This is a genomic window from Oleiphilus sp. HI0117, from assembly GCF_001635235.1.
Genome location: NZ_LWGA01000238.1, coordinates 1 through 20,259, shown reverse-complemented (window position 1 = coordinate 20,259; position 20,259 = coordinate 1). Strand labels below are relative to the sequence as shown.

Genomic DNA, 20,259 nt, shown 5'->3' with positions numbered 1-20,259 from the left:
CAAGTATTCAAGCGCTCCCATGACCATATCTTTAGAAGTTTCTGCCGTGATGAGTATGAATATGCCTGTATGCTTAAGAATTTTATTGTGACGAAGTTCTTCCAGAACCTGTTGCCCGCTCTTTCCGGGGCCTAGGTTATAGTCGCACAAAATAATATCAAACTCTTCATGCTCACAACGAGCAACGGCGTCTTCACCATTCCCCGCTACCTCGATACTCTCAACCCCAAACGCTCTGATCATTTGGCGTATTGAAAGACGAAAGTTTTCGAAATCATCGACAACCAAAAAGCGCAGATTGCGATAGTATTTGGCTAGCTGAATTTGTCTTTGCAACTCACTCATAAAACACTTACTTCACTGTTCCTAAATTTAATACTCCTAAGTGTAGACAAAAAATCAAATCAGATAGCGTATATTCAAATATTTCTTTTGACTCACGACACTGAACAATAGAAAATTCAGGCTTTTAACAAGCATGGTCTTATCTATCTAATATGGAATTCCCTTCTTTTATCGATATTGAATACAGCACACCAGATGAAGGCGGTTTTCCAACTGCAATTACCTGGTCACTAGCCAACGGCCAAATCAAGTCTGTACTTATTATCCCTGATGACGAATGGGACCCTTGGGACAATACCGACAGCACCGTAGATCTTCAATTTCTTTTTGATCAAGGTGTTTCCGGGCCTGACGTAATTCGAGAACTAAACCAGGACTTGGATGGCCAAACAGTTTTTATTGATGGCCTAGATGAAGATGAAGCCTTATTAGAACTGCTATTCGAGACTTATAATAACGAACTAGGCTTTGAAATAGCTTCAATCACCCAGCTCTTTAGCTCTCACCCACTAGAAACGCTGCTAGCGAAACGAAATGACCTGGCTATCGAGAACCAGCTTGATATTGACTCAATTGAAGACAATGTTCGCGCACTGCTTCACCTAAGCAAAGAAATCCTAACTTAGCATCTAGAATTTCTCAGGTTCAATTCACAACAACGCTCAGCAAACCCAATATTATGTTTTACTTCAATAAATTGTGAATCGTATCGAAGCACATTTGGTAATATCGTGGCACCATATTGCATTCCGTAATTCAATACCTCAATGCAAGCTATCAACCGTAGCAAAACCGGATCTACAAATGGATCAACTAAAATTAAGGATGCCCAGCAACATGGTTTGCAAACGCTTCGCACTCGCCCTAGTTTCAATTCTGCTATCTATTTCTACTTTGACTCAAGCCAACGATGATAACGGTTTTTTTAGCAACCCTGGCCCTAAGTCCGAAAGAAACTACTTATCTGTCGGTCTTTCTTTGAACGAATTCAACAGGCTCAACCTTAATCTCGTCCGCTCTGACAGCGTATCTTACGAAGATAGAACTGAAGGCTCTCCGGTTTTATCATTCAGCGGCCTTACTGCACAAACCTACGGCCTTAGCGTTATTTATGGTAGCTACCTAGATGACACTTTCAAAGCAGAGTTTCGTTACGGCAAGGGAATCAAAGAAGACACGCTTAAAGGAGCAAAGGATGTCAACCTAGATCATTGGATTGCGACATATATGGGAGCCGAGCAAGAGATTACAGATTATTTTAATGCTTACGCACTACTTGGACTATCTTACTACCGAGCAGATGTAACGCGTCATGAAGTTATTAGAACCGTCTCGGAAAGTGCTATTTCTAACGCGGAATCAGCGGTTCAACCCAGCCCATTCGTGGCCGAGTCACATTTATTTAAAACGAACTTCAGTTTAAGCTGGATTATCGGAGGAGACTATAAGCTGAGTGATCAGTGGTATTTATCCTTTGAATACGGTCGTTTGCTCAAGGACACTGATACGAATATCGAAATAGATCAGTACAGTACCTACCTAAAGTTTGAATTCTAAGGATAAGCCCACTACTCAAACCGACTAAGCAAATTTCCTAGCCGCGCTCTATTTTCCAGCATTGGTGAATATGACTATTGCGCTCAAAATCTTTATCCACTGACATTTTGGTAAAGTCTGTGACCTTATAGTTTGCGCTCAAGCCTGGATCAAGCTTAAACCTTCGCAGGTTATTCGAGAAAACCAGCACCCCCTTTTCAGACAGCAAGCTCATACACTGCTCTATGAGTACGACATGATCACGCTGAATATCCAGCACCCCCTGCATTCGTTTAGAATTAGAGAAGCTCGGTGGATCTAGAAAAATCAGATCAAAACTGGCTTTTTGTTCCTGTTGTGACTTTAGCCACTCAATACAATCTGCCTGAACTACTTTATTGTCACGAAGCGCTAGCCTATTGAGCGCCAGATTTCCCTCGAACCAATTCAAGTAGGTCTTTGACATATCAACGCTCAAGGTTGATTTCGCACCACCAAGTGCGGCATAAACACTCACCGCACCTGTATAACAAAATAAATTTAAAAAGCGTTTATCTCTGGCATTATCATAGACCCACTTTCTAATGGGACGATGATCGAGAAACAACCCGGTATCCAAGTAGTCCTTTAGGTTTACCTTGAATCGCGCACCACTCTCACTTACTGTAAAAAAGTCTTTTTGAGATGCTTCTTTTTCGTACTGTTTAGTACCTTTTTGTATCGAACGAACTTTTAAAGCAATTCGCTTCGTCGGTATCGTTGCACCATTAAAACTAAACTCGCTTAATACCTTAAGCCCCTCTCTTAGCCTTTCTCGGCTAGCTTTCTCATCAATAGACTTTGGCGCTTGATATTCCTGGACATGAAGCCATGTAGTTTGATCAATGCTTTGGTACATATCGACTGCGAGCGCAAATTCCGGCATATCAGCATCGTACAAGCGATAGCAGCTAATCTCATTTTTCTTAGCCCACTTACCGAGGGTCTTAAAATTCTTCTTAAGGCGGTTAGCGAACATTTCAGCACGCTGTGGATTCGATATCTTCCAGTTGCTAGATGAATGTTCTAATTTAGAGGAGCTCGCAGCATCTTTGTAGCGATTATCCTTATCAAGACTAAATAAGATGAGTTGACTTTCGATAGCGCCATTAAAGAGTTTATACTGTTTATATGAACGCCAGCATATGGCCTTACCTAAATCTGCATTTCCTGTAAATACGCCGGCACTCCATCCAAGCAAGTCTCGCTCAAATAGCTCACCCAACACACCATACAGCGTTTTAAGGAGGTTAATCTCGCCCAAGCGCTCTCCATAAGGAGGGTTCGTTAGCAACAACCCCGCCTGATCATGTTCAGCAAGGGTAAAATCTTCTAGTGAGCGTTTCTCCACATGAATAATCTTATCAAAGCCTGCCTTTCTAACATTATCCCAAGCTTTCGCCACAACTCTAGAATCCTGATCAAAACCAGTAATACGCCCCTGATATGAACCTAAGCCTTTTTCGAATGAATCTAAAGCAGCCTGACGAAGCGCACTCCATAATCGCTCATCATGACCTTTCCAACACTCAAACCCCCAGCGCTCGCGAGCAAGTCCTGGCGCTTTATTGGTAGCAAGCATTGCCGCTTCAATAAGCAAAGTGCCAGAGCCACACATTGGATCAATAAAACTAGCGCTGTCGTTGTAACGCTTAGGCCAGCCACTCAGCAAAAGCAATCCGGCGGCAAGGTTTTCTTTGAGTGGCGCAGCACCGGTAACAGAACGATAGCCGCGTTTGTGGAGACTTTCACCTGACAAGTCGAGGCTTACGTTAATTTTCCCTTTTGCCAACCTGGCTGATATACGGATATCAGGCTCGGCTCGACTAACTGAGGGCCGGTCCCCAACAAGGTCACGAAACTTATCAACAATTGCATCTTTTACTCGCAAAGCACCAAAGGTAGTGTTGTTGACATGTTCATTTTGCCCAGAGAAATCGACCGCAAAACTAGCCGTACAATCGAAATATCGACTCCAGTCTATAGAATAAGCTGCGTCATAAATTTGATCAGCCGTTTCCGCTTTATGTGAACAAAGCTCAAGTAAAACCCGATTTGCAACTCGCGACCAAAGTAATACACGATACAACAAAGATTTATCTAATTCGGCACTCACGCCAGCAGGCGTTGACTTTGTCTGCTCGACTCCAAAACTATTGAGTTCTTGCTCAAGAACGTAATTTAGCCCTCGGGGGCACGTTATAAAAACATTATATGAGTCGTTATTTCGCATGTGTTACCAAATTAATACAAACTGAAATTAAGAAATAATCGCGCATTCGAACACGTTACACCCTATAAAACAAGCTATTACGGAAGCTTATACTAAAGCTATATATAAATAGTGTTTTATAGAAAGAATTAGTCATGTACTTTAGACAGAAATTTAGCTTAACTAAAAGCCCGGCCCAGAAAAGACAAGCAAAGCTTATTGCCGCCGGCAAAACACTATAACAATTCATTTGCACTCAATAGGAGTTGAATTACCTTTAAGCTTCGTAACCCCTTCGGGTACAACGTTGCTGCGCTACTTATAAATAACAATGTTTAAAGCATGTTCATGAGGTTCATAACGAATGAAAAGACAAAAGCGTGATATTGATCAAAGAGCATTTAAAAAAGGTTATCAAGCAGGCATTACAGGAAAATCAAAATCTCTCTGCCCTAATTCTACTACCACCGCAAAGCAAAACTGGCTAAGTGGCTGGCGTGAAGGTAGAGGCGACAACTGGGACGGTCTAGTTGGAGTATCCGGTATTCACAAACTCCCCGGGATCACAACATAGCAAAAATTGAAATTGAAATTGAAAAGGCCCACATCAGGGCCTTTTTTTATGCTTAACGCATCGACTTAATCGCTAAGGCAGCATCTCTTATTAAAGCAGGCCCCTTATAAATGAAACCTGTATAGATCTGTACCAGGCTTGCCCCGGCATTAATCTTATCCACCGCATCTTGACCGCACATAACCCCCCCCACGCCAATAATAGGCAGACTCTCTCCAAGTTCGGCTTTCAGCTGAGAGATCACCTCGGTCGATCGCGTCGTTAACGGAGCACCACTCAAACCACCTGCCTCGTGCGCATGGGGGTAGCCCTGAACAGCCTCTCTAGCCAATGTAGTATTGCCCGCAATTACACCATCCAGTTCACGCGCTTTTAGCGACTGCGCAACCATCACAAGCTCTTCGTTAGTCATATCAGGAGCAATTTTGATTGCAATGGGGACATAACGGCCATGCTTCTCTGCCAGTTTAGCCTGCTCTTCCTTAATCGCGTCAAGCAAAGAGTTCAGAGACTCACCAAATTGAAGGGTACGCAAGCCGGGCGTATTGGGCGACGAAACATTTACAGTTATATAGGTAGCACGAGAATAAACCGCGTTAAGGCATTTTATATAATCTGAATTCGCATCCTCAACAGCCGTATCAAAATTCTTCCCAATATTAATTCCAATAGGATTTTTGTACTGACTCGCTGCAACCTGCTGCAACAGGTGCTCAACCCCTTCATTATTGAAGCCCATTCGATTAATAATTGCCTGGTTCTCTTTCAGGCGAAATAAACGAGGTTTGGGATTTCCCGGTTGTGGTCGAGGAGTGATTGTACCCACCTCGACAAAACCAAAGCCCATTCGGCCCAGCGCATCAATGTGATCGGCATTTTTATCCAAACCTGCTGCGAGACCGACTCGGTTTGGGAACTGTACCCCCATCACTTCGACTGGGTCAGAAACCACATCTGGCAAAAATGGTGAAATCAACCCCAAACGATTGAACGCGCTCATCCAATCCAACGAAAGCTCATGAGCTGTCTCAGGCGGCAGTGTAAATAATAAGTTTCGTAAAAGTGAATAAGACATATACAGACCCGACTTTAAAAAATATTAACAAGTGCATTTTATCGACAAACATAATCGGCGTTCATTATATACACTTGTTCACAGGTAAACGAAAAGAAAATACTGGCAAGTCCATTCGGCAAAAAAAGACAAGCAAAAAAATTGCATTTTTTACTATTTTTTTTGCTAATTTCCGCCTCTAGCATGTTGACTTTCAAAGCGACTTAAATTCAATCCCCGTTAAGACAAAAGCATTATTACGCTTTTGACATTTATCCACCAATTCTGTGGATAACTTTGTTGAAAACTTAAGTAAAGACGGTCAAACCCCGCTAGAAATGGCGGCGACACACAAACTGATTATTTTTTAACCAATTAAAAAAGCCTTATTTTTCAATACCTTATAGTTTCTTTAGTATTTTTGCAAAAAAACGCCATGTTTCATATTGACTTTCTTAGCAAATTCGAAAATGTGCATAAAAACGACGTTTTTCTGACGCGAATTGTAAATAACGCGCTAACTATAGAAGTAGGCGCTCTTTAATCTCGGAAATTTTATCTCGTAAACTTGCTGCCTTTTCGAATTTTAAGTCTTTTGCTGCCTGATACATTTCTTCTTCTAATGAACGCATCTCAGACTCCAGCTCTTTCGGTGTTCGAGCAGCGATTGCCATATCGTACTCCTGACCTGCATCCGCAACTTTATTTTTTGCTTTGCGCTTTCCAGGAATGAAAGAAGCACCTTCCATGATATCACCAACCTTCTTATTCAGGCCTTGGGGCGTAATACCATTTACTTCATTGAAGTTCATCTGCTTTGCTCTACGGCGCTTTGTTTCTGATATCGCCTTCTCCATTGATCGTGTGATTTTATCTCCATATAAGATCGCTCTGCCCTTAACGTTTCTAGCCGCCCGCCCTATCGTCTGAATCAGTGATCTTTCGGAACGAAGAAAACCCTCCTTATCAGCATCGAGAATTGCAACCAGGGCAACTTCCGGCATATCAAGCCCTTCTCTTAACAGATTAATACCTACCAGGACATCAAACTCACCACGACGTAAGTCCTGAATAATTTCAATTCTTTCGACAGTATCTATATCGGAATGCAAGTATCTGACTTGAACGCCATGCTCCATTAAGAAATCTGTGAGATCCTCAGCCATACGCTTTGTTAGCGTTGTAACCAACACTCTTTCGTCTAGCTCGGTTGCCGCATTAATCTCCGACAGCAAATCATCTACTTGAGTTGTAGCAGGCCTCACTTCTATTAGAGGATCAAGCAACCCCGTCGGCCTAACGACCTGCTCAACGGTTTTGTCAGCATGCTCTTCTTCGTAGGTTGATGGTGTCGCGGAAACAAAAATAGACTGGGGAGATATACGCTCCCATTCTTCAAAACGCATAGGCCTATTATCAAGTGCCGACGGAAGCCTAAAACCATACTCCACCAAGGTTTCTTTTCTAGACCTGTCGCCTTTAAACATTGCACCAATCTGAGGAATCGTTACGTGCGACTCATCGATTACCATTAAGGCATTATCCGGCAAATAATCAAACAAGGTAGGCGGCGCTGCGCCGACATCGCGCCCAGACAAGTAGCGCGAGTAGTTTTCAATACCATTACAGTAACCCAGCTCTGTCATCATCTCTGTATCATAGCGAGTTCGTTCTTCTAGCCTTTGCGCTTCGACGAGCTTATTATTGTCCCGTAACTGCGCTAAACGAATTTCTAATTCGGACTTAATTCCATCCACAGCATTCAGAATTGTTTGGCGCGGCGTAACATAATGGGATTTAGGGTAAATCGTAATCCGAGGCACACGACGCGTCACTTCGCCGGTTAAGGGGTCAAAGAAACTTAAGTTCTCGACCTCATCATCAAATAGCTCAATTCGGATTGCCTCTTTTTCAGACTCAGCGGGGAAGACGTCTATCACATCACCACGCACACGATAGGTAGCTCGGTGTAGCTCGATGTCATTTCGCGTATATTGAATCTCGGCCAATCGTTTTAAGATATCGCGTTGACTAGCCGGCTCCCCCCTATCTAGATGTAGCATCATCTTGAGATATGATTCCGGGTCACCCAAACCGTAGATGGCAGAAACCGTGGCAATAATTATTGCGTCTGGCCGCTCCATAAGTGCTTTAGTTGCAGATAGACGCATCTGCTCAATATGTTCATTGACTGAAGCATCTTTTTCAATAAAGGTGTTTGAAGATGGAACATAGGCTTCAGGTTGATAATAGTCATAGTAAGAAACAAAGTACTCGACCGAGTTTTGCGGGAAAAACTCTTTAAATTCGCCGTATAGCTGAGCCGCCAGTGTTTTATTATGCGCCATTATAATAGTAGGTCGCTGAAGCGCTGAGATAACGTTTGCAACCGTATAGGTCTTACCTGACCCCGTTACACCAAGAAGCGTTTGATACATCAAACCGTCTTCTATCCCCTCAACAAGTTGTTTGATTGCTTCAGGCTGATCCCCCGCTGGGGAAAATCGTGACTCTAGTAAAAATTCCTTCGCCATTATGATTCCGGTCGTAATGAAAAAATGATAGACTTCGCAAGTTTGACCACTCCCTTAAAGGAAAATCTATTATCAGTCACGAAGCATGACTGTAGATTGACCTTCTAAACTTGGGTGGCAGCACTAAGACACTTGTATATAAATACAACTGCAGCTATGCGATGCGCTTATCGGGTAGCAAACGATAGCAAATTTTTTGCTTTAGAATAAGCCAGTACACGTTCTTTATTTACGGTGAGCAATTATTCCTGATTGAGGAAACAGACTTGGAAGCACAATCATCCAACCCAGCTTTATCTGCCCTGGAACTTTCAAACCGGGTACAACTTATAAAACCATCTCCGACCTTGGCTGTTACCAACAAAGCCAATGAACTAAAAGCCGCAGGTAAAGATATTATCGGCTTAGGCGCTGGCGAACCAGACTTCGACACCCCTGAACACATTAAGCAGGCTGCGATTAGTGCAATAAAAAATGGCCAGACGCGCTACACCGCAGTAGACGGCACTCCAGAACTAAAAGGCGCGATCATCGATAAATTCAAGCGCGATAACAAGCTTGAGTATACGCCTAAGCAGATCCTCGTATCGTCTGGCGGAAAGCAAAGCTTTTTCAATCTCTCACTTGCCTTGCTAAACCCAGGCGACGAAGTCGTTATCCCTGCACCGTACTGGGTATCCTACCCCGACATGGTCAAGATAGCGGAAGGCAAACCAGTTATTGTTGAAACGAGCCTTGATAACCGTTTTAAAATGACTGCCGAGCAACTGTCAGCAGCAATTACCGATAAAACCAAAATCGTAGTTTTAAACTCTCCCTCGAACCCAACCGGGATTGCTTATACACGTGAAGAACTGGTTGCCATTGGCGAGGTACTAAAACAACACCCTGAGATTTTAGTCGTTACCGATGATATGTACGAACATATTCTATGGACAGAACAACCTTTCGTTAACATATTGAACGCCTGCCCAGAGCTATATGACCGCACCTTTGTTTTGAATGGTGTCTCTAAAGCATATTCCATGACAGGCTGGCGCATTGGCTACGCAGCAGGACCAGAAAAAGCAATCGCTGCGATGAAAAAGATTCAGTCGCAAAGCACATCGAACCCCTGCTCCATTTCTCAAGCCGCGGCGTTGGAAGCACTAAATGGCAGCCAGGAATGCATCACAACAATGGTTACCGAGTTTAAAAAGCGCCACGACTATCTTGTCGCAGCGCTTAATGAACTTCCCGGCGTGGAATGTATTTCTGGCGATGGAACATTTTATGTCTTTCCAAACTTCCAGGGTGCTATCGACAATCTAGCGAATATATCTAACGATGTTGAAATGGCCGAGATGCTGCTAAGTGAAGCAGGTGTGGCACTTGTACCTGGGTCTGCTTTTGGGTCTCCTGGATGCATGCGCCTAAGCTTTGCAACCAGCATGGAAATATTAGAGTCAGCAATTTCACGTCTCAAAAAAGTACTTTAAGGTCTTGACCTGGGCCGCTTTGCTCTTTAGTATACGCGGCCTTGATTAACGAAGTCTTCGTTAGTCTTCTGTTCCCCGATAACTCAGTTGGTAGAGTAGCGGACTGTTAATCCGTTTGTCGCTGGTTCGAGCCCAGCTCGGGGAGCCAACTTCTTATTCCCACTTTCCTAACTTTATCAAAGCTGCGCTTTGAATTAATTCTTTGTAGATCCACTCCAATCTATAGACCAGGCCTAAGACCTGCAGGATACAACCAGACCGTTTTTTTCACCCCCAAATAAGCCACATCGATTTGCCAACTATAAATATCGCAAACACAAACAAAAAAGCCCCTTACTTTCGTAAGAGGCCTGCCTTTAATCTCAACTATTAAAACTAGTTAAAGCTAATAGCTTTCTGGTAGAAACTTGCCGGGATACGTATATTTGTAGTAAATGATCTGAAGTCTGCATTCTCATCACCATCATCCAGAATAACCTCAATACTTCCACCTTCGCGCTCCAGGAAGCCCTTAACAGCATCCATACCAACACCACGCCCTGAAACGTCCGTAACCTCATCCGCAGTAGAGAAGCCCGAGGAGAAGATCAAATTAGCGATTTCACTCGCTGAAGGCTTCGGATCGGATTCTGCATAAATACCCTTCTCGATCGCCATTTTATAGATACGGCTAATTGCAATACCGCGCCCGTCATCGCGAACCGCAAGGTTTGCCAAATCGTCTATATAGCTAACGTCCAGACTAATAGTACCACTTTCAGATTTTCCTTTTTCAAGGCGCTCATCAATCCCCTCAATACCGTGATCCATAGCGTTTCTGAAAACATGCATGAATATGTTATTAAGCGTGCTATGCGCTTCGCTTTTAACAAAGATTCCTGCATTATCAATTTCGATATTTGGTTTACCCTTGCCAAGCTGCTCTGCGAGCGAGTTAGCTGATTCGATAACATCTGAAATCACACCATCTAAGGGCTTAGCTTCCATTGACATCAGCATGCTGTATGCCTCAGAAACAACACCTTTAACATTGTCATCAAGCGCTTGCTGGGTAAGTGACTTGATATTTTCCAACCAAGAGCTGACGCGTGCCGGGTCTAAGGAAATACCACTCTCAGCCTCTCCATCACGACCAAGTTTCTCACGGAACACATATGCATACTTCGCGATGATATCTTCCGCACCACTTAACTCTTCGAGCAATTGCTTCTGATCCCAAAGTACATCTTCATTCTTACGAAGATCGTCATAAGTACTTTCAACTTCATGAACAATGTCGGTAACCTGACTCAAACCATAGGTACGAGCATTCCCTTTCACTGTGTGCATTGAGCGGAACAGGTTAGCAATAATGTCCAGGTCTTTCTCATCATTTGCTTCGATAAGCTGTCGACATTCAGCCAAGAAGTCTTCAGAAGTACCAATAAAGTCGGCAAACTTACTTGCATCAACAGCAAGGATTTCACCAATAATTGCCAACTCACGCTTCTGCTCTTCAGCCTCTGCTTCTAGAGCTTTAAGCTCGGTAACATCTCTGACTGTCACCATTAACTTATCAACTTCACCTTCTTCACTGATAATTGGATCCCAATCCAGCTCAAGAATCTTTTCACGATCATCATCCATGCGGATGTTCATTTCAGTCATTAAGCAATGAGAGTTGAAGTCGTACATCATCTCGTCTTCACCGACAATAGCATCGACACCAGTAATATTCTGATCAACTGCATCAGAACCCGCCGTTGTGTTGCTAAACAACAAGTCCGCAAAGTTACGATCTGCGATACGGTCAGTTTCAAAGATCTGCTCAAGGAATGCTGCATACTCTGGATGAATCAAACCACCCTCGGTAATAGTAAACAAACCTTGGTGCATATTCGCCATCATGTTTGCAATATCGTTGTTCTTCTGACGAAGCTCTGCAGTACGCTCTTCCACTTTCGCTTCCAAGTTTCTGTTTTGCTCTTCGATAACTTCACGCATTCGAATACTTTTGATTGTCGTCACCAAGGATCGCGCTACAGAAGAAACGAACTCATAATCACTATCAGCAAAACTCACATTCTTCACATCACCGGAAAGGTTAATCACACCAACGAGAATCTCTTTGTCGACAAGCGGTACACATAGTAAGGCACGCTCTTGCCCGCCAGCAGACGAGACAAAGTTCTTATCTTTTTCGGTATTTGGAACAAAAATAGTCTTTTTGGTTTCAGCTGCTTTGCCTAGAACACCTTGTCCCATATCAAACTTAACAGCTCCACTACCAGCTTCAATCGCTTTAGGTGGGAAATGTGCTTTCACCTCTAACTGCTGATTTTCATTTGTAAGAAAAACCGAACCCTGCGAAACGCCAATCTTTTCATGCATACTTTGAAGCACTTCTTCAAGAGCAATATTTTGACTCTGAGCACCGGCCAAAGAACGACCAATTGCATTCAATTTGGCAAGATCGATCATCTTCTTACGGATAGCTAAACGCATCGAGTTAAAGTTCTGGGTAGCAAGTAAAATCAGAACTATCAACATCACTATCGAACTCTTAAAGCCGAAGTCCAAACTACCTAACACTTCACCCTGCAAGTCATTAAAGCGAACATCTGCTGCTTTCAATAACTCGTCAAGCCCTTCAATAGATTGTGTTACTGCTGAATCTGCTTCAGACAACTTCTGTTTTGCAACTTCAATTTGCTCCAACTGCCGTTTTTTGTGATCAACAATTGAGGGTGTCTTTTTAATATATTCACTTATTTCAGCATAAGCATCAAAGGCGGCGGGAAGCATATCGTCTTCATCAAAATCCTTAAACACTTCAGCACCCTTAACGAACCAAGAGTGAGAGTCATTGATCGACCACTCAAAATCTCCCATACCTTCGCTGACTCGCCCGATATCCTGAGTGATTTTTATTTCATCAATGGTCTTAAATATATTATTAATCAAGGTAATCGATTGATTAGCAAAGCCTATTACCAAATCCATCTGATCCTTGTACTCTTCAGGTGGCAGGTAATATTGTATTTCATCAAGGGAAGCACCAACATTATCAACTAAGCCAAATAACACGTCAGCTTCTTCTAACATGTAATCTCTTGCCGTCAAAACTTCAGATTTTGACTCAAACATTTCGTTAACTGCATAACGGTAAAGGTCATAGTTACTTTTAATACCAATAACGAGCGCCTTCATTTGCTCATCAGATTCAGCTAGTTTTTCAAGACTGACATATCTTTCATCAAAACTTTTAGCGCCTTTATCGAATGATTTTTTAAAACTAGCAATCTCATCCTGATTCTCAGCATTAAATGCCAGAGAACTGAGTTTTGCTAATTTTAGTAGCTGTATCTGTACATCGTTACTTTCTTTCACGACAGGCACAGCCGTTTCATTCACCCTTGAGGTTGACCCATTGATGTCATTAAGATTCCATAAAGATGATAGCCCGGACACCAATAGCAAAGAGATGATAATGGCAAAACCGAGACCGACTTTCTGATTAAACGTTAATTGCAGCATAGTATTTTCTTTCTTTCTGATAGTTCTAAAGAATTTATTTTTTAACTCTCACCTAGTTACTTTAGCGTAGATTTTAGGAATGTCATGATTTCTCTAATATTTTTCCAGCAAGTTCAAAATATACTGCTAATATAATTTGTAAGCGTTTGATACCTTTCATATCCACCTAACTCAGATTTATAAGAAGATGACTGACAACAACACCCTTTTGTTTTCAATAGCTGCCTTTATTATTGGCAGTTTGATCACGTTTTTCGTGGTACGCACAAGAGCTAATAAGGCTATAGCCGCTATTAATGCTGATACAAACGCGCACCTGGATCAGATTACTCAGCTAGAGGAAAGTAACCAGACACTACAAGAACAATTAGATAGCGCTCTAGGTTCTGTTTCATCTTTTGAAGAACAAATCGGCGGCCTCAACAATCAGATATCTACCGTTCAAGATCAGCTCGAAAATGAAAAAGCAATTCTAGAGAATGAGTATCGCGCACAGATAGATGAACTAAATAGTACCTTCAACGCTGAGAAAGAAAGCCTTAGCTCTCAACTTACTCAAGTTGAAAAAGACCTGGCAGACCTTGCTGACCTACTTGTTACGTTCGAGCGCTGGCACGAAAGCCTAACCCAGCTCATGCTACATAATGCTGAGATGCACACGCAGAACCAGGAGTTTTTCAACATCGTTAAGCAGATTGTAATCCTTGCGCTGAATGCAGCTATCGAAGCTGCAAGAGCAGGCGAACACGGTCGTGGTTTTGCTGTAGTGGCTGACGAAGTTCGTAACTTGGCGATGCGAAGCCAAGAATTAAGTGAGAGCTATAAAGAAAATCTAAACAAGAATGACTTTTTGACCACCGCGACCTTCCAGGACATTCAGGCTAGCGGAAAAATGATACTGACCGATGTCTCGTCCACGACAGAGATTGTTAAAAATATGCTTAACCAGCTATAGAACAGCTGATAACAATGAACAGAACGAAACAAAAGTAAATTTTGGCCACGCATATGTTAGTAAATGAAGAATTCAAAAATGAAATAAAGCGCACCTTCAAAGCAAGTTTTGAAGAGTCAATAACTGCGGGGTCTGACCCTTCCCGCTGGTACATAAAAGAGCGCACAAATCTCGACAACCTTAACGAGGCTGAGTTCTACGTACTGACAATGTCCTCGCAGCTTTTCAGAATATTCGTACTGTTTCACTTTACTAAAAAGCCAGAAACAGAAAGCTTGATTTCAGAGACACTTAAGATTAACCAAAGCAATCTTGATGACGATAAGTTCTATGACTATCTCGGCGAAGTAGGTAATGCATTTTTAGGTGCCATTAAACGAGATATTGGTAAAGCAGTACCAAGCCTTGGCATGTCGACACCAAACCGATTAAGTAAAGATTGTTTAAAGTACATGAAGAGCTTGAATACAAATTTTGAATCTCATTCAGTTGCTGAATACGATGACCAAGCCCTCTTTTACGCGAGCGTTTATTTAGTTGCCGATGAAGAACTCGATATACGTATTGATAGACACTTGATTGAACAAGAAACCGATTCAGGCGAGTTAGAAATGTTTTAATTGCATCTATCCAATAAGAAGACGCAATAAAGATAGATTTAAGCAGGAGTAAAAATGAGCGAAACCACACAAATAGTCAGTAAAGTTTTGGTGCACGAATGTAATGATGATGCACTATCTGTACTCAAAGAAGTCTGCACCAAGCATAAGCTTGTCGGCCTAAAAGTTAGTACAGGCAATAATATGATCGGCATTAAAGATGCTTCGAACGAAATAGATGACGTACTAAAGTCTAACGTTGACCTCGGCGCAATATTTCTATCAGAGGATCCTGACCCGAACGGCTTCACCGGTTTAGATTTGTGCATGAAAATTCATCATACACGACCTGAACTACCGATTTTTCTTCGTAGAAGCAGCCTTACTGATACGCAAGACCTTGACCCTGATGTTCAGGAAGCAATTACAGGTGTTTATACACTTGAGACACCTGAAGCTCTAGACGAGCTAATCAGCTCATATGTGTGCAGCATGTACTATCCTATCGAGCTTGCACAGGGCATCCAGGATATTTCCTTAGATGCATTTGAGAACGTCATTAAAGGTACAGATATTAGTTGCGAGCAGCCCTATTTGGTTAAAGACCAAATCATTTACGGTGAGCTGTTTAGCCTTATACCTTTAGAAAGTGACTGGTGTCGTGGGTACATGATGCTACAGACTACTGAGAATGAGATATTGGAGCTTATTAGATCTGGACGCACTGATATAGACACAACACGCCCTGACTCTAGAGACACCAACTCGGTTCTCAATGAGCTGACAAATATGATTTGGGGCGGAATTAAATCCCGTTACTTCCATAGCGGTGAAAGCCCGGATGATGCGCAACGAACACAAGTACCGATCATTGTTAACCATGTACAAAAGCATATTTCTTTTGGTTCCACGGAACCTCAGCTATGCTTTAAATATACGCTTAACGACCCGGGCAGACGCTACCCAAATATTACCTTGTACCAGCGCCTGGTATTTAACCTAAGCTGGTCACCAGAAAAGTTCGCTGAAAGCGACAAAGCAGTTGATGATTTCGTAGATGGCGGAGAGTTAGAGCTATTCTAACCCCAGCGCATTTGCTTAAAATATTTTGAATTTATTTGAATAATAGTCTTTAGAGACAAACGAGGAAAAAAACATGGCTCAAATTCTTGTTGTTGACGATTCTGCAACCGTACGTAATGAAGTTAGCTCATTTATAAAAGGGCACGGCATGACAGTAGAAGTAGCCGTCGACGGTAAAGATGGCTTGGAAAAACTGAAGAAAGACCCAAGCATCAAACTAATTATCTCGGACGTAAACATGCCAAACATGGACGGTTTAACCATGGTTGAAAAAGTACGCGGAGAACTTGGTAACGCAACTGTAAATATTATCATGCTCACTACGGAGAGCGATCCACGCATGAAGCAGCGCGGTAAAGCTGCCGGCGTTAAAGGCTGGATTGTTAAGCCTTTCAAAGGTGACAATGTTGTTGCAAGTATTAAGAAGCTTGTTGGCGCTTAAGCAAACAACCTTATTGCCCCCCCTGAAAAGAGCGATTTATTCGCTCTTTTTTTTGCCTGCGAATAAAAGCAATGAGCCAAGACTGTACTTTATAATGGATACAAAAAAGGCGGGATAGATTAACTCTACCCCGCCCTTTAAAGACTAACTTAAATCGTTAATCTCGCTAATAGCGATATCCTACCAGCCAGCTTTTTCTTTCAGCGCTGAACCAATATCCGCTAGAGAACGAACAGTCTTCACACCAGCTGCCTCGAGTGCAGCGAATTTCTCATCAGCTGTACCCTTACCACCAGCGATGATCGCCCCAGCATGCCCCATACGCTTACCAGCAGGCGCTGTAACACCCGCTATATACGACACAACAGGCTTTGTTACATTAGCCTTGATGTACTCAGCTGCTTCTTCCTCAGCAGTACCACCAATTTCACCAATCATTACAATAGCTTCTGTCTGGGGGTCGTTCTGGAACATTTCCAAAACATCAATAAAGCTAGTACCTGGTACTGGGTCACCACCAATACCTACGCAACTTGACTGACCGAAGCCTGCATCAGTTGTTTGCTTAACCGCTTCATAAGTCAAAGTACCTGAGCGAGAAACAATACCAACCTTTCCTGGTAGGTGAATGTGACCAGGCATGATACCGATCTTAGTCTCTCCTGGGGTGATAACACCAGGACAGTTTGGTCCAATCATACGAACGCCAGCTTGATCAAGCTTAACCTTCACATCAACCATATCCAAAGTAGGAATGCCTTCAGTAATGGTAACGATCAGCTCGATACCTGCATCAATCGCCTCTAAAATCGCATCTTTACAGAAAGGTGCTGGAACATAGATAACCGTAGCCGTCGCACCCGTAGCTTCAACCGCTTCGCTAACAGTGTTGAATACTGGAAGACCAAGATGAGTCTGACCACCCTTACCCGGACTTACACCACCAACCATTTGCGTGCCATATGCAATAGCTTGCTCTGAGTGGAAAGTACCTTGCCCACCAGTAAAACCCTGACAGATAACTTTTGTATCTTTATTAATTAAAACTGACATTATTTACCCTCCGCTGCAGCGACAACTTTTTCTGCAGCATCTGTCAATGATTCTGCCGCGATAATATCCAAATCAGAGCTAGCAAGCACTTCTCTGCCCGCTTCAGCATTTGTACCTTCAAGTCGTACGACAACTGGTACTTCAACACCTACTTCTTTAACTGCACCGATAATACCTTCAGCAATCATGTCACAACGTACAATACCACCAAATATATTAACCAATACTGCTTTTACATTGTCGTCAGACAAAATAATTTTGAATGCTTCTGAAACACGTTCTTTCGTCGCACCGCCACCAACATCCAAGAAGTTAGCAGGCTTACCACCGTGCAAGTTAACGATATCCATCGTACCCATTGCAAGACCGGCACCGTTAACCATACAACCAACATTTCCGTCCAGAGCAACATAGTTCAATTCGAATTTAGCAGCATGTGCTTCACGCTCATCTTCTTGAGAAGGATCGTGCATTTCACGGATCTTAGGCTGACGATATAAAGCATTGCTATCAACGCCAATTTTTCCATCCAAGCAGTGGATGTTACCTTCGTCTGTAATGACTAGAGGGTTGATTTCTAATAGTGCGAAATCATGATCATTGAACATGTTCGACAAACCCATAAACACTTTTACGAACTGCTTGATCTGATCGCCTTCAAGACCTAACTTGAATGCAAGCTCACGACCTTGATACTGCTGTGGGCCAACCAGTGGATCAATTTCAGCTTTGTGAATCAATTCAGGCGTTTCTTCAGCAACAGTTTCAATTTCAACACCACCTTCAGTAGAAGCCATAAACACTACGCGCTGAGACGCTCTATCTACGACGGCACCCAAGTACAATTCGTTAGCAATATCAGTGCAACTTTCAACAAGAATTTTTGCAACTGGCTGACCACTCTCGTCTGTTTGATACGTGACAAGATTCTTACCCAACCAGCTCTCAGCAAAGGCCTTGATCTCTTCTTTGGACTTAACCAGCTTAACGCCACCTGCTTTACCACGGCCACCTGCGTGAACCTGGCACTTCACTACCCACATATCGCCGCCAATTTTATCGGCTGCAGCAGCCGCTTCGTCAGCTGTGTCACATGCATAACCTGTAGAAACAGGCAGTCCGTATTCAGCAAAGAGTTGTTTTGCCTGATACTCGTGTAAATTCATAATTCATTCCGTCATTTAATTGATTAATGCCACTCGTATTAAGTGGCCGGACAAAATCTCGGTCAATCCTTAACCGATCACATTGCGCCACTCATTGCTGGCACAGCGTAAATCCCTTTTCTTTCCCGTGTTATGTTCGCACTAGCCCCGCTTATCTATTGAAATAATGCGGGGAATATGCGTTATTATTTATTTACGTTTCTTTCTATTTGCAATATGAATCGCATGACCACCAACAGCTAATGCAGCTTCATGGACCGTTTCTGACAATGTTGGGTGAGCAAACATTGTCAAACCAAGGTCTTCAGCGCTAGAACCAAACTCCATCGCGATAACCGCTTGCGCAATTAGCTCAGAAGTACTGCCACCTATCATATGAACACCAAGTACTCTGTCCGTCTTAGCATCTGCTAATACCTTAACCATACCTGCAGTGTTATTCGCTGCCATTGCACGGCCATTTGCAGCAAACGGACAAGTACCAACGTTATACTCAACACCGTCAGCCTTTAGCTGCTCTTCAGTACGTCCAACCCAAGAGATTTCAGGGTTGGTATAGATAACCCCGGGAATCGTATCGTAATTAACTTCAGTCTTTTGACCAGCAATACGCTCAGCAACCATAACCCCCTCTTCAGAGCCTTTATGCGCTAGCATTGGACCACGTACAACATCGCCTACGGCATAAACACCCGGAACGCCTGTATTACAATGGTCATCTACGAAGATAAATCCGCGCTCATCGAGGTTTACACCGCTATCAGCCGCTAACAAGTCTTCTGTTACTGGTCGGCGACCGACAGCGACTATCAACTTATCAACCTTAAGTTCTTGCGCACCTTTGGTATCTTCATAGCTAACGTTTACGAGGCCGCGCTTGATATCGGTACCATTAACACGCGCCTTTAATTTAATATCCAAGCCCTGCTTCTTAAATTGCTTAAGCGCTTCTTTTGCAATTTGCTGATCAACAGAACTTAAGAAGGTATCTTGAGCTTCGAGGACCGTTACTTCAGAACCCAAGCGCGCCCATACACTACCCAATTCAAGGCCGATAACACCTGCCCCGATCACGCCCAAACGCTTAGGAACTTCATCAAAGTTCAGCGCACCAGTTGAATCAACGATATGGCCTTCAGTTAAAGGTGCTGGCGGAATCTCTACAGGTGTTGAACCTGTTGCAAGAATCACATTGTCAGCATCGTAAACAGTAACACCACCCTTGGCATCCGTTACTTCAACCTGCTTACCCGCAAGCAATTTACCCGTACCTTGAATCGACGTTACACCATTTGCTTTGAACAAAGATGCAATACCACCTGTTAAATTCTTAACAATCGTATCTTTACGGCCAATCATCTTAGGCACGTCAATCTTCAAATCGTCCAGGCCAATACCGTGCACGTCAAAATCATGCTTCGCCTCTTCATACTTATGTGAAGACTCAAGCAAGGCTTTTGAAGGGATACAACCCACGTTCAAACAGGTACCACCAAGAATCTGCTTACCTGTCTCAGATGTCCACTTTTCAACACACGCAGTCTTTAAGCCAAGCTGACCACAACGAATTGCAGCAACATATCCAGCCGGACCAGAACCAATTACGATTACATCATACTTATTTGACATTTATATTTATCTCCCGGTTCTCGACTTAAATTTCTAGAAGAATT

Annotated in this window: 16 protein-coding genes and 1 tRNA gene; 9 read left to right on the top strand and 8 right to left on the bottom strand. The window is 42.9% G+C overall.

The features are described from left to right. On the bottom strand, positions 1 to 345 hold a 345-nt coding region (locus tag A3757_RS02990; RefSeq protein ID WP_156506138.1), incomplete at its 3' end, for a response regulator. A 152-nt stretch (positions 346 to 497) separates the two neighbouring features. On the opposite strand from A3757_RS02990, the gene A3757_RS02985 reads away from it, so the two are divergent. Further along, entirely contained in the window at positions 498 to 971 is a 474-nt protein-coding gene (locus A3757_RS02985) for a hypothetical protein (RefSeq protein WP_068515724.1), read from the top strand. Between the two features lie 178 nt (positions 972 to 1,149). Then, entirely contained in the window at positions 1,150 to 1,902 is a 753-nt protein-coding gene (locus A3757_RS02980) for an outer membrane beta-barrel protein (protein WP_082865193.1), read from the top strand. A 37-nt stretch (positions 1,903 to 1,939) separates the two neighbouring features. On the opposite strand, the gene rlmKL is transcribed toward A3757_RS02980, so the two are convergent. Further along, positions 1,940 to 4,153: a bifunctional 23S rRNA (guanine(2069)-N(7))-methyltransferase RlmK/23S rRNA (guanine(2445)-N(2))-methyltransferase RlmL gene (gene rlmKL, locus A3757_RS02975; protein WP_068512355.1), complete on the bottom strand. Its 2,214-nt coding sequence runs from the start codon at positions 4,151 to 4,153 to the stop codon at positions 1,940 to 1,942. Positions 4,154 to 4,496: 343 nt separating this feature from the next. Between rlmKL and rmf the strand changes: the two genes are divergently transcribed. Beyond that, on the top strand, positions 4,497 to 4,706 hold the full coding sequence (gene rmf, locus A3757_RS02970; protein ID WP_068509010.1) for a ribosome modulation factor: 210 nt from the start codon (positions 4,497 to 4,499) through the stop codon (positions 4,704 to 4,706). Between the two features lie 52 nt (positions 4,707 to 4,758). Here rmf and A3757_RS02965 read toward each other — a convergent pair whose 3' ends face one another. Next, a complete protein-coding gene (locus A3757_RS02965; RefSeq protein ID WP_068553453.1) occupies positions 4,759 to 5,781 on the bottom strand; it encodes a quinone-dependent dihydroorotate dehydrogenase in 1,023 nt (340 codons plus the stop codon). A 500-nt stretch (positions 5,782 to 6,281) separates the two neighbouring features. Then, entirely contained in the window at positions 6,282 to 8,294 is a 2,013-nt protein-coding gene (uvrB, locus tag A3757_RS02960) for an excinuclease ABC subunit UvrB (RefSeq protein WP_068512349.1), read from the bottom strand. 266 nt (positions 8,295 to 8,560) lie between these two features. Between uvrB and A3757_RS02955 the strand changes: the two genes are divergently transcribed. Next, a complete protein-coding gene (locus tag A3757_RS02955) occupies positions 8,561 to 9,772 on the top strand; it encodes a pyridoxal phosphate-dependent aminotransferase (protein ID WP_304438882.1) in 1,212 nt (403 codons plus the stop codon). Between the two features lie 72 nt (positions 9,773 to 9,844). After that, positions 9,845 to 9,920 (top strand) — tRNA-Asn (locus A3757_RS02950). A gap of 227 nt (positions 9,921 to 10,147) precedes the next feature. Here the strand turns inward: A3757_RS02950 and A3757_RS02945 are convergent. Then, entirely contained in the window at positions 10,148 to 13,288 is a 3,141-nt protein-coding gene (locus tag A3757_RS02945; protein WP_068739142.1) for a GAF domain-containing protein, read from the bottom strand. Between the two features lie 187 nt (positions 13,289 to 13,475). Between A3757_RS02945 and A3757_RS28025 the strand changes: the two genes are divergently transcribed. The 4 genes from A3757_RS28025 to A3757_RS02925 all read left to right on the top strand — a co-directional run bounded on the left by A3757_RS28025 (position 13,476) and on the right by A3757_RS02925 (position 16,367). Beyond that, the gene (locus tag A3757_RS28025; protein WP_068553417.1) at positions 13,476 to 14,243 is read left to right on the top strand and encodes a methyl-accepting chemotaxis protein; all 768 of its coding nucleotides are present in this window, start codon (positions 13,476 to 13,478) and stop codon (positions 14,241 to 14,243) included. Between the two features lie 53 nt (positions 14,244 to 14,296). Then, positions 14,297 to 14,863 carry a hypothetical protein gene (locus A3757_RS02935; RefSeq protein WP_068553416.1) on the top strand — a complete coding sequence of 189 codons (567 nt, stop codon included), beginning with the start codon at positions 14,297 to 14,299 and terminating at the stop codon, positions 14,861 to 14,863. 54 nt (positions 14,864 to 14,917) lie between these two features. Beyond that, positions 14,918 to 15,925: a chemotaxis protein CheX gene (locus A3757_RS02930; RefSeq protein ID WP_068553415.1), complete on the top strand. Its 1,008-nt coding sequence runs from the start codon at positions 14,918 to 14,920 to the stop codon at positions 15,923 to 15,925. A gap of 73 nt (positions 15,926 to 15,998) precedes the next feature. After that, positions 15,999 to 16,367 carry a response regulator gene (locus A3757_RS02925; protein ID WP_068512332.1) on the top strand — a complete coding sequence of 123 codons (369 nt, stop codon included), beginning with the start codon at positions 15,999 to 16,001 and terminating at the stop codon, positions 16,365 to 16,367. 180 nt (positions 16,368 to 16,547) lie between these two features. Here the strand turns inward: A3757_RS02925 and sucD are convergent, their stop codons facing one another. The 3 genes from sucD to lpdA all read right to left on the bottom strand — a co-directional run bounded on the left by sucD (position 16,548) and on the right by lpdA (position 20,215). Beyond that, on the bottom strand, positions 16,548 to 17,420 hold the full coding sequence (gene sucD / locus A3757_RS02920; protein WP_068512330.1) for a succinate--CoA ligase subunit alpha: 873 nt from the start codon (positions 17,418 to 17,420) through the stop codon (positions 16,548 to 16,550). Continuing rightward, the gene (gene sucC, locus A3757_RS02915) at positions 17,420 to 18,586 is read right to left on the bottom strand and encodes an ADP-forming succinate--CoA ligase subunit beta (protein WP_068512328.1); all 1,167 of its coding nucleotides are present in this window, start codon (positions 18,584 to 18,586) and stop codon (positions 17,420 to 17,422) included. Before sucC ends, sucD begins: the two co-directional genes overlap by 1 nt. 189 nt (positions 18,587 to 18,775) lie before the next feature. Then, a complete protein-coding gene (gene lpdA / locus A3757_RS02910) occupies positions 18,776 to 20,215 on the bottom strand; it encodes a dihydrolipoyl dehydrogenase (RefSeq protein WP_068553414.1) in 1,440 nt (479 codons plus the stop codon). Positions 20,216 to 20,259 lie beyond the last annotated feature (44 nt).

Bases quoted from the DNA above. Each gene is read 5' to 3' on its own strand.
- lpdA (WP_068553414.1), bottom strand. From the start codon at position 20,215: ATGTCAAATAAGTATGATGTAATCGTAATTGGTTCTGGTCCGGCTGGA.
- A3757_RS02985 (WP_068515724.1), top strand. From the start codon at position 498: ATGGAATTCCCTTCTTTTATCGATATTGAATACAGCACACCAGATGAA.
- sucC (WP_068512328.1), bottom strand. From the start codon at position 18,586: ATGAATTTACACGAGTATCAGGCAAAACAACTCTTTGCTGAATACGGA.
- A3757_RS28025 (WP_068553417.1), top strand. From the start codon at position 13,476: ATGACTGACAACAACACCCTTTTGTTTTCAATAGCTGCCTTTATTATT.
- A3757_RS02935 (WP_068553416.1), top strand. From the start codon at position 14,297: ATGTTAGTAAATGAAGAATTCAAAAATGAAATAAAGCGCACCTTCAAA.
- A3757_RS02965 (WP_068553453.1), bottom strand. From the start codon at position 5,781: ATGTCTTATTCACTTTTACGAAACTTATTATTTACACTGCCGCCTGAG.
- sucD (WP_068512330.1), bottom strand. From the start codon at position 17,420: ATGTCAGTTTTAATTAATAAAGATACAAAAGTTATCTGTCAGGGTTTT.
- A3757_RS02945 (WP_068739142.1), bottom strand. From the start codon at position 13,288: ATGCTGCAATTAACGTTTAATCAGAAAGTCGGTCTCGGTTTTGCCATT.
- A3757_RS02980 (WP_082865193.1), top strand. From the start codon at position 1,150: ATGGATCAACTAAAATTAAGGATGCCCAGCAACATGGTTTGCAAACGC.
- A3757_RS02925 (WP_068512332.1), top strand. From the start codon at position 15,999: ATGGCTCAAATTCTTGTTGTTGACGATTCTGCAACCGTACGTAATGAA.
- A3757_RS02930 (WP_068553415.1), top strand. From the start codon at position 14,918: ATGAGCGAAACCACACAAATAGTCAGTAAAGTTTTGGTGCACGAATGT.
- uvrB (WP_068512349.1), bottom strand. From the start codon at position 8,294: ATGGCGAAGGAATTTTTACTAGAGTCACGATTTTCCCCAGCGGGGGAT.
- rlmKL (WP_068512355.1), bottom strand. From the start codon at position 4,153: ATGCGAAATAACGACTCATATAATGTTTTTATAACGTGCCCCCGAGGG.
- rmf (WP_068509010.1), top strand. From the start codon at position 4,497: ATGAAAAGACAAAAGCGTGATATTGATCAAAGAGCATTTAAAAAAGGT.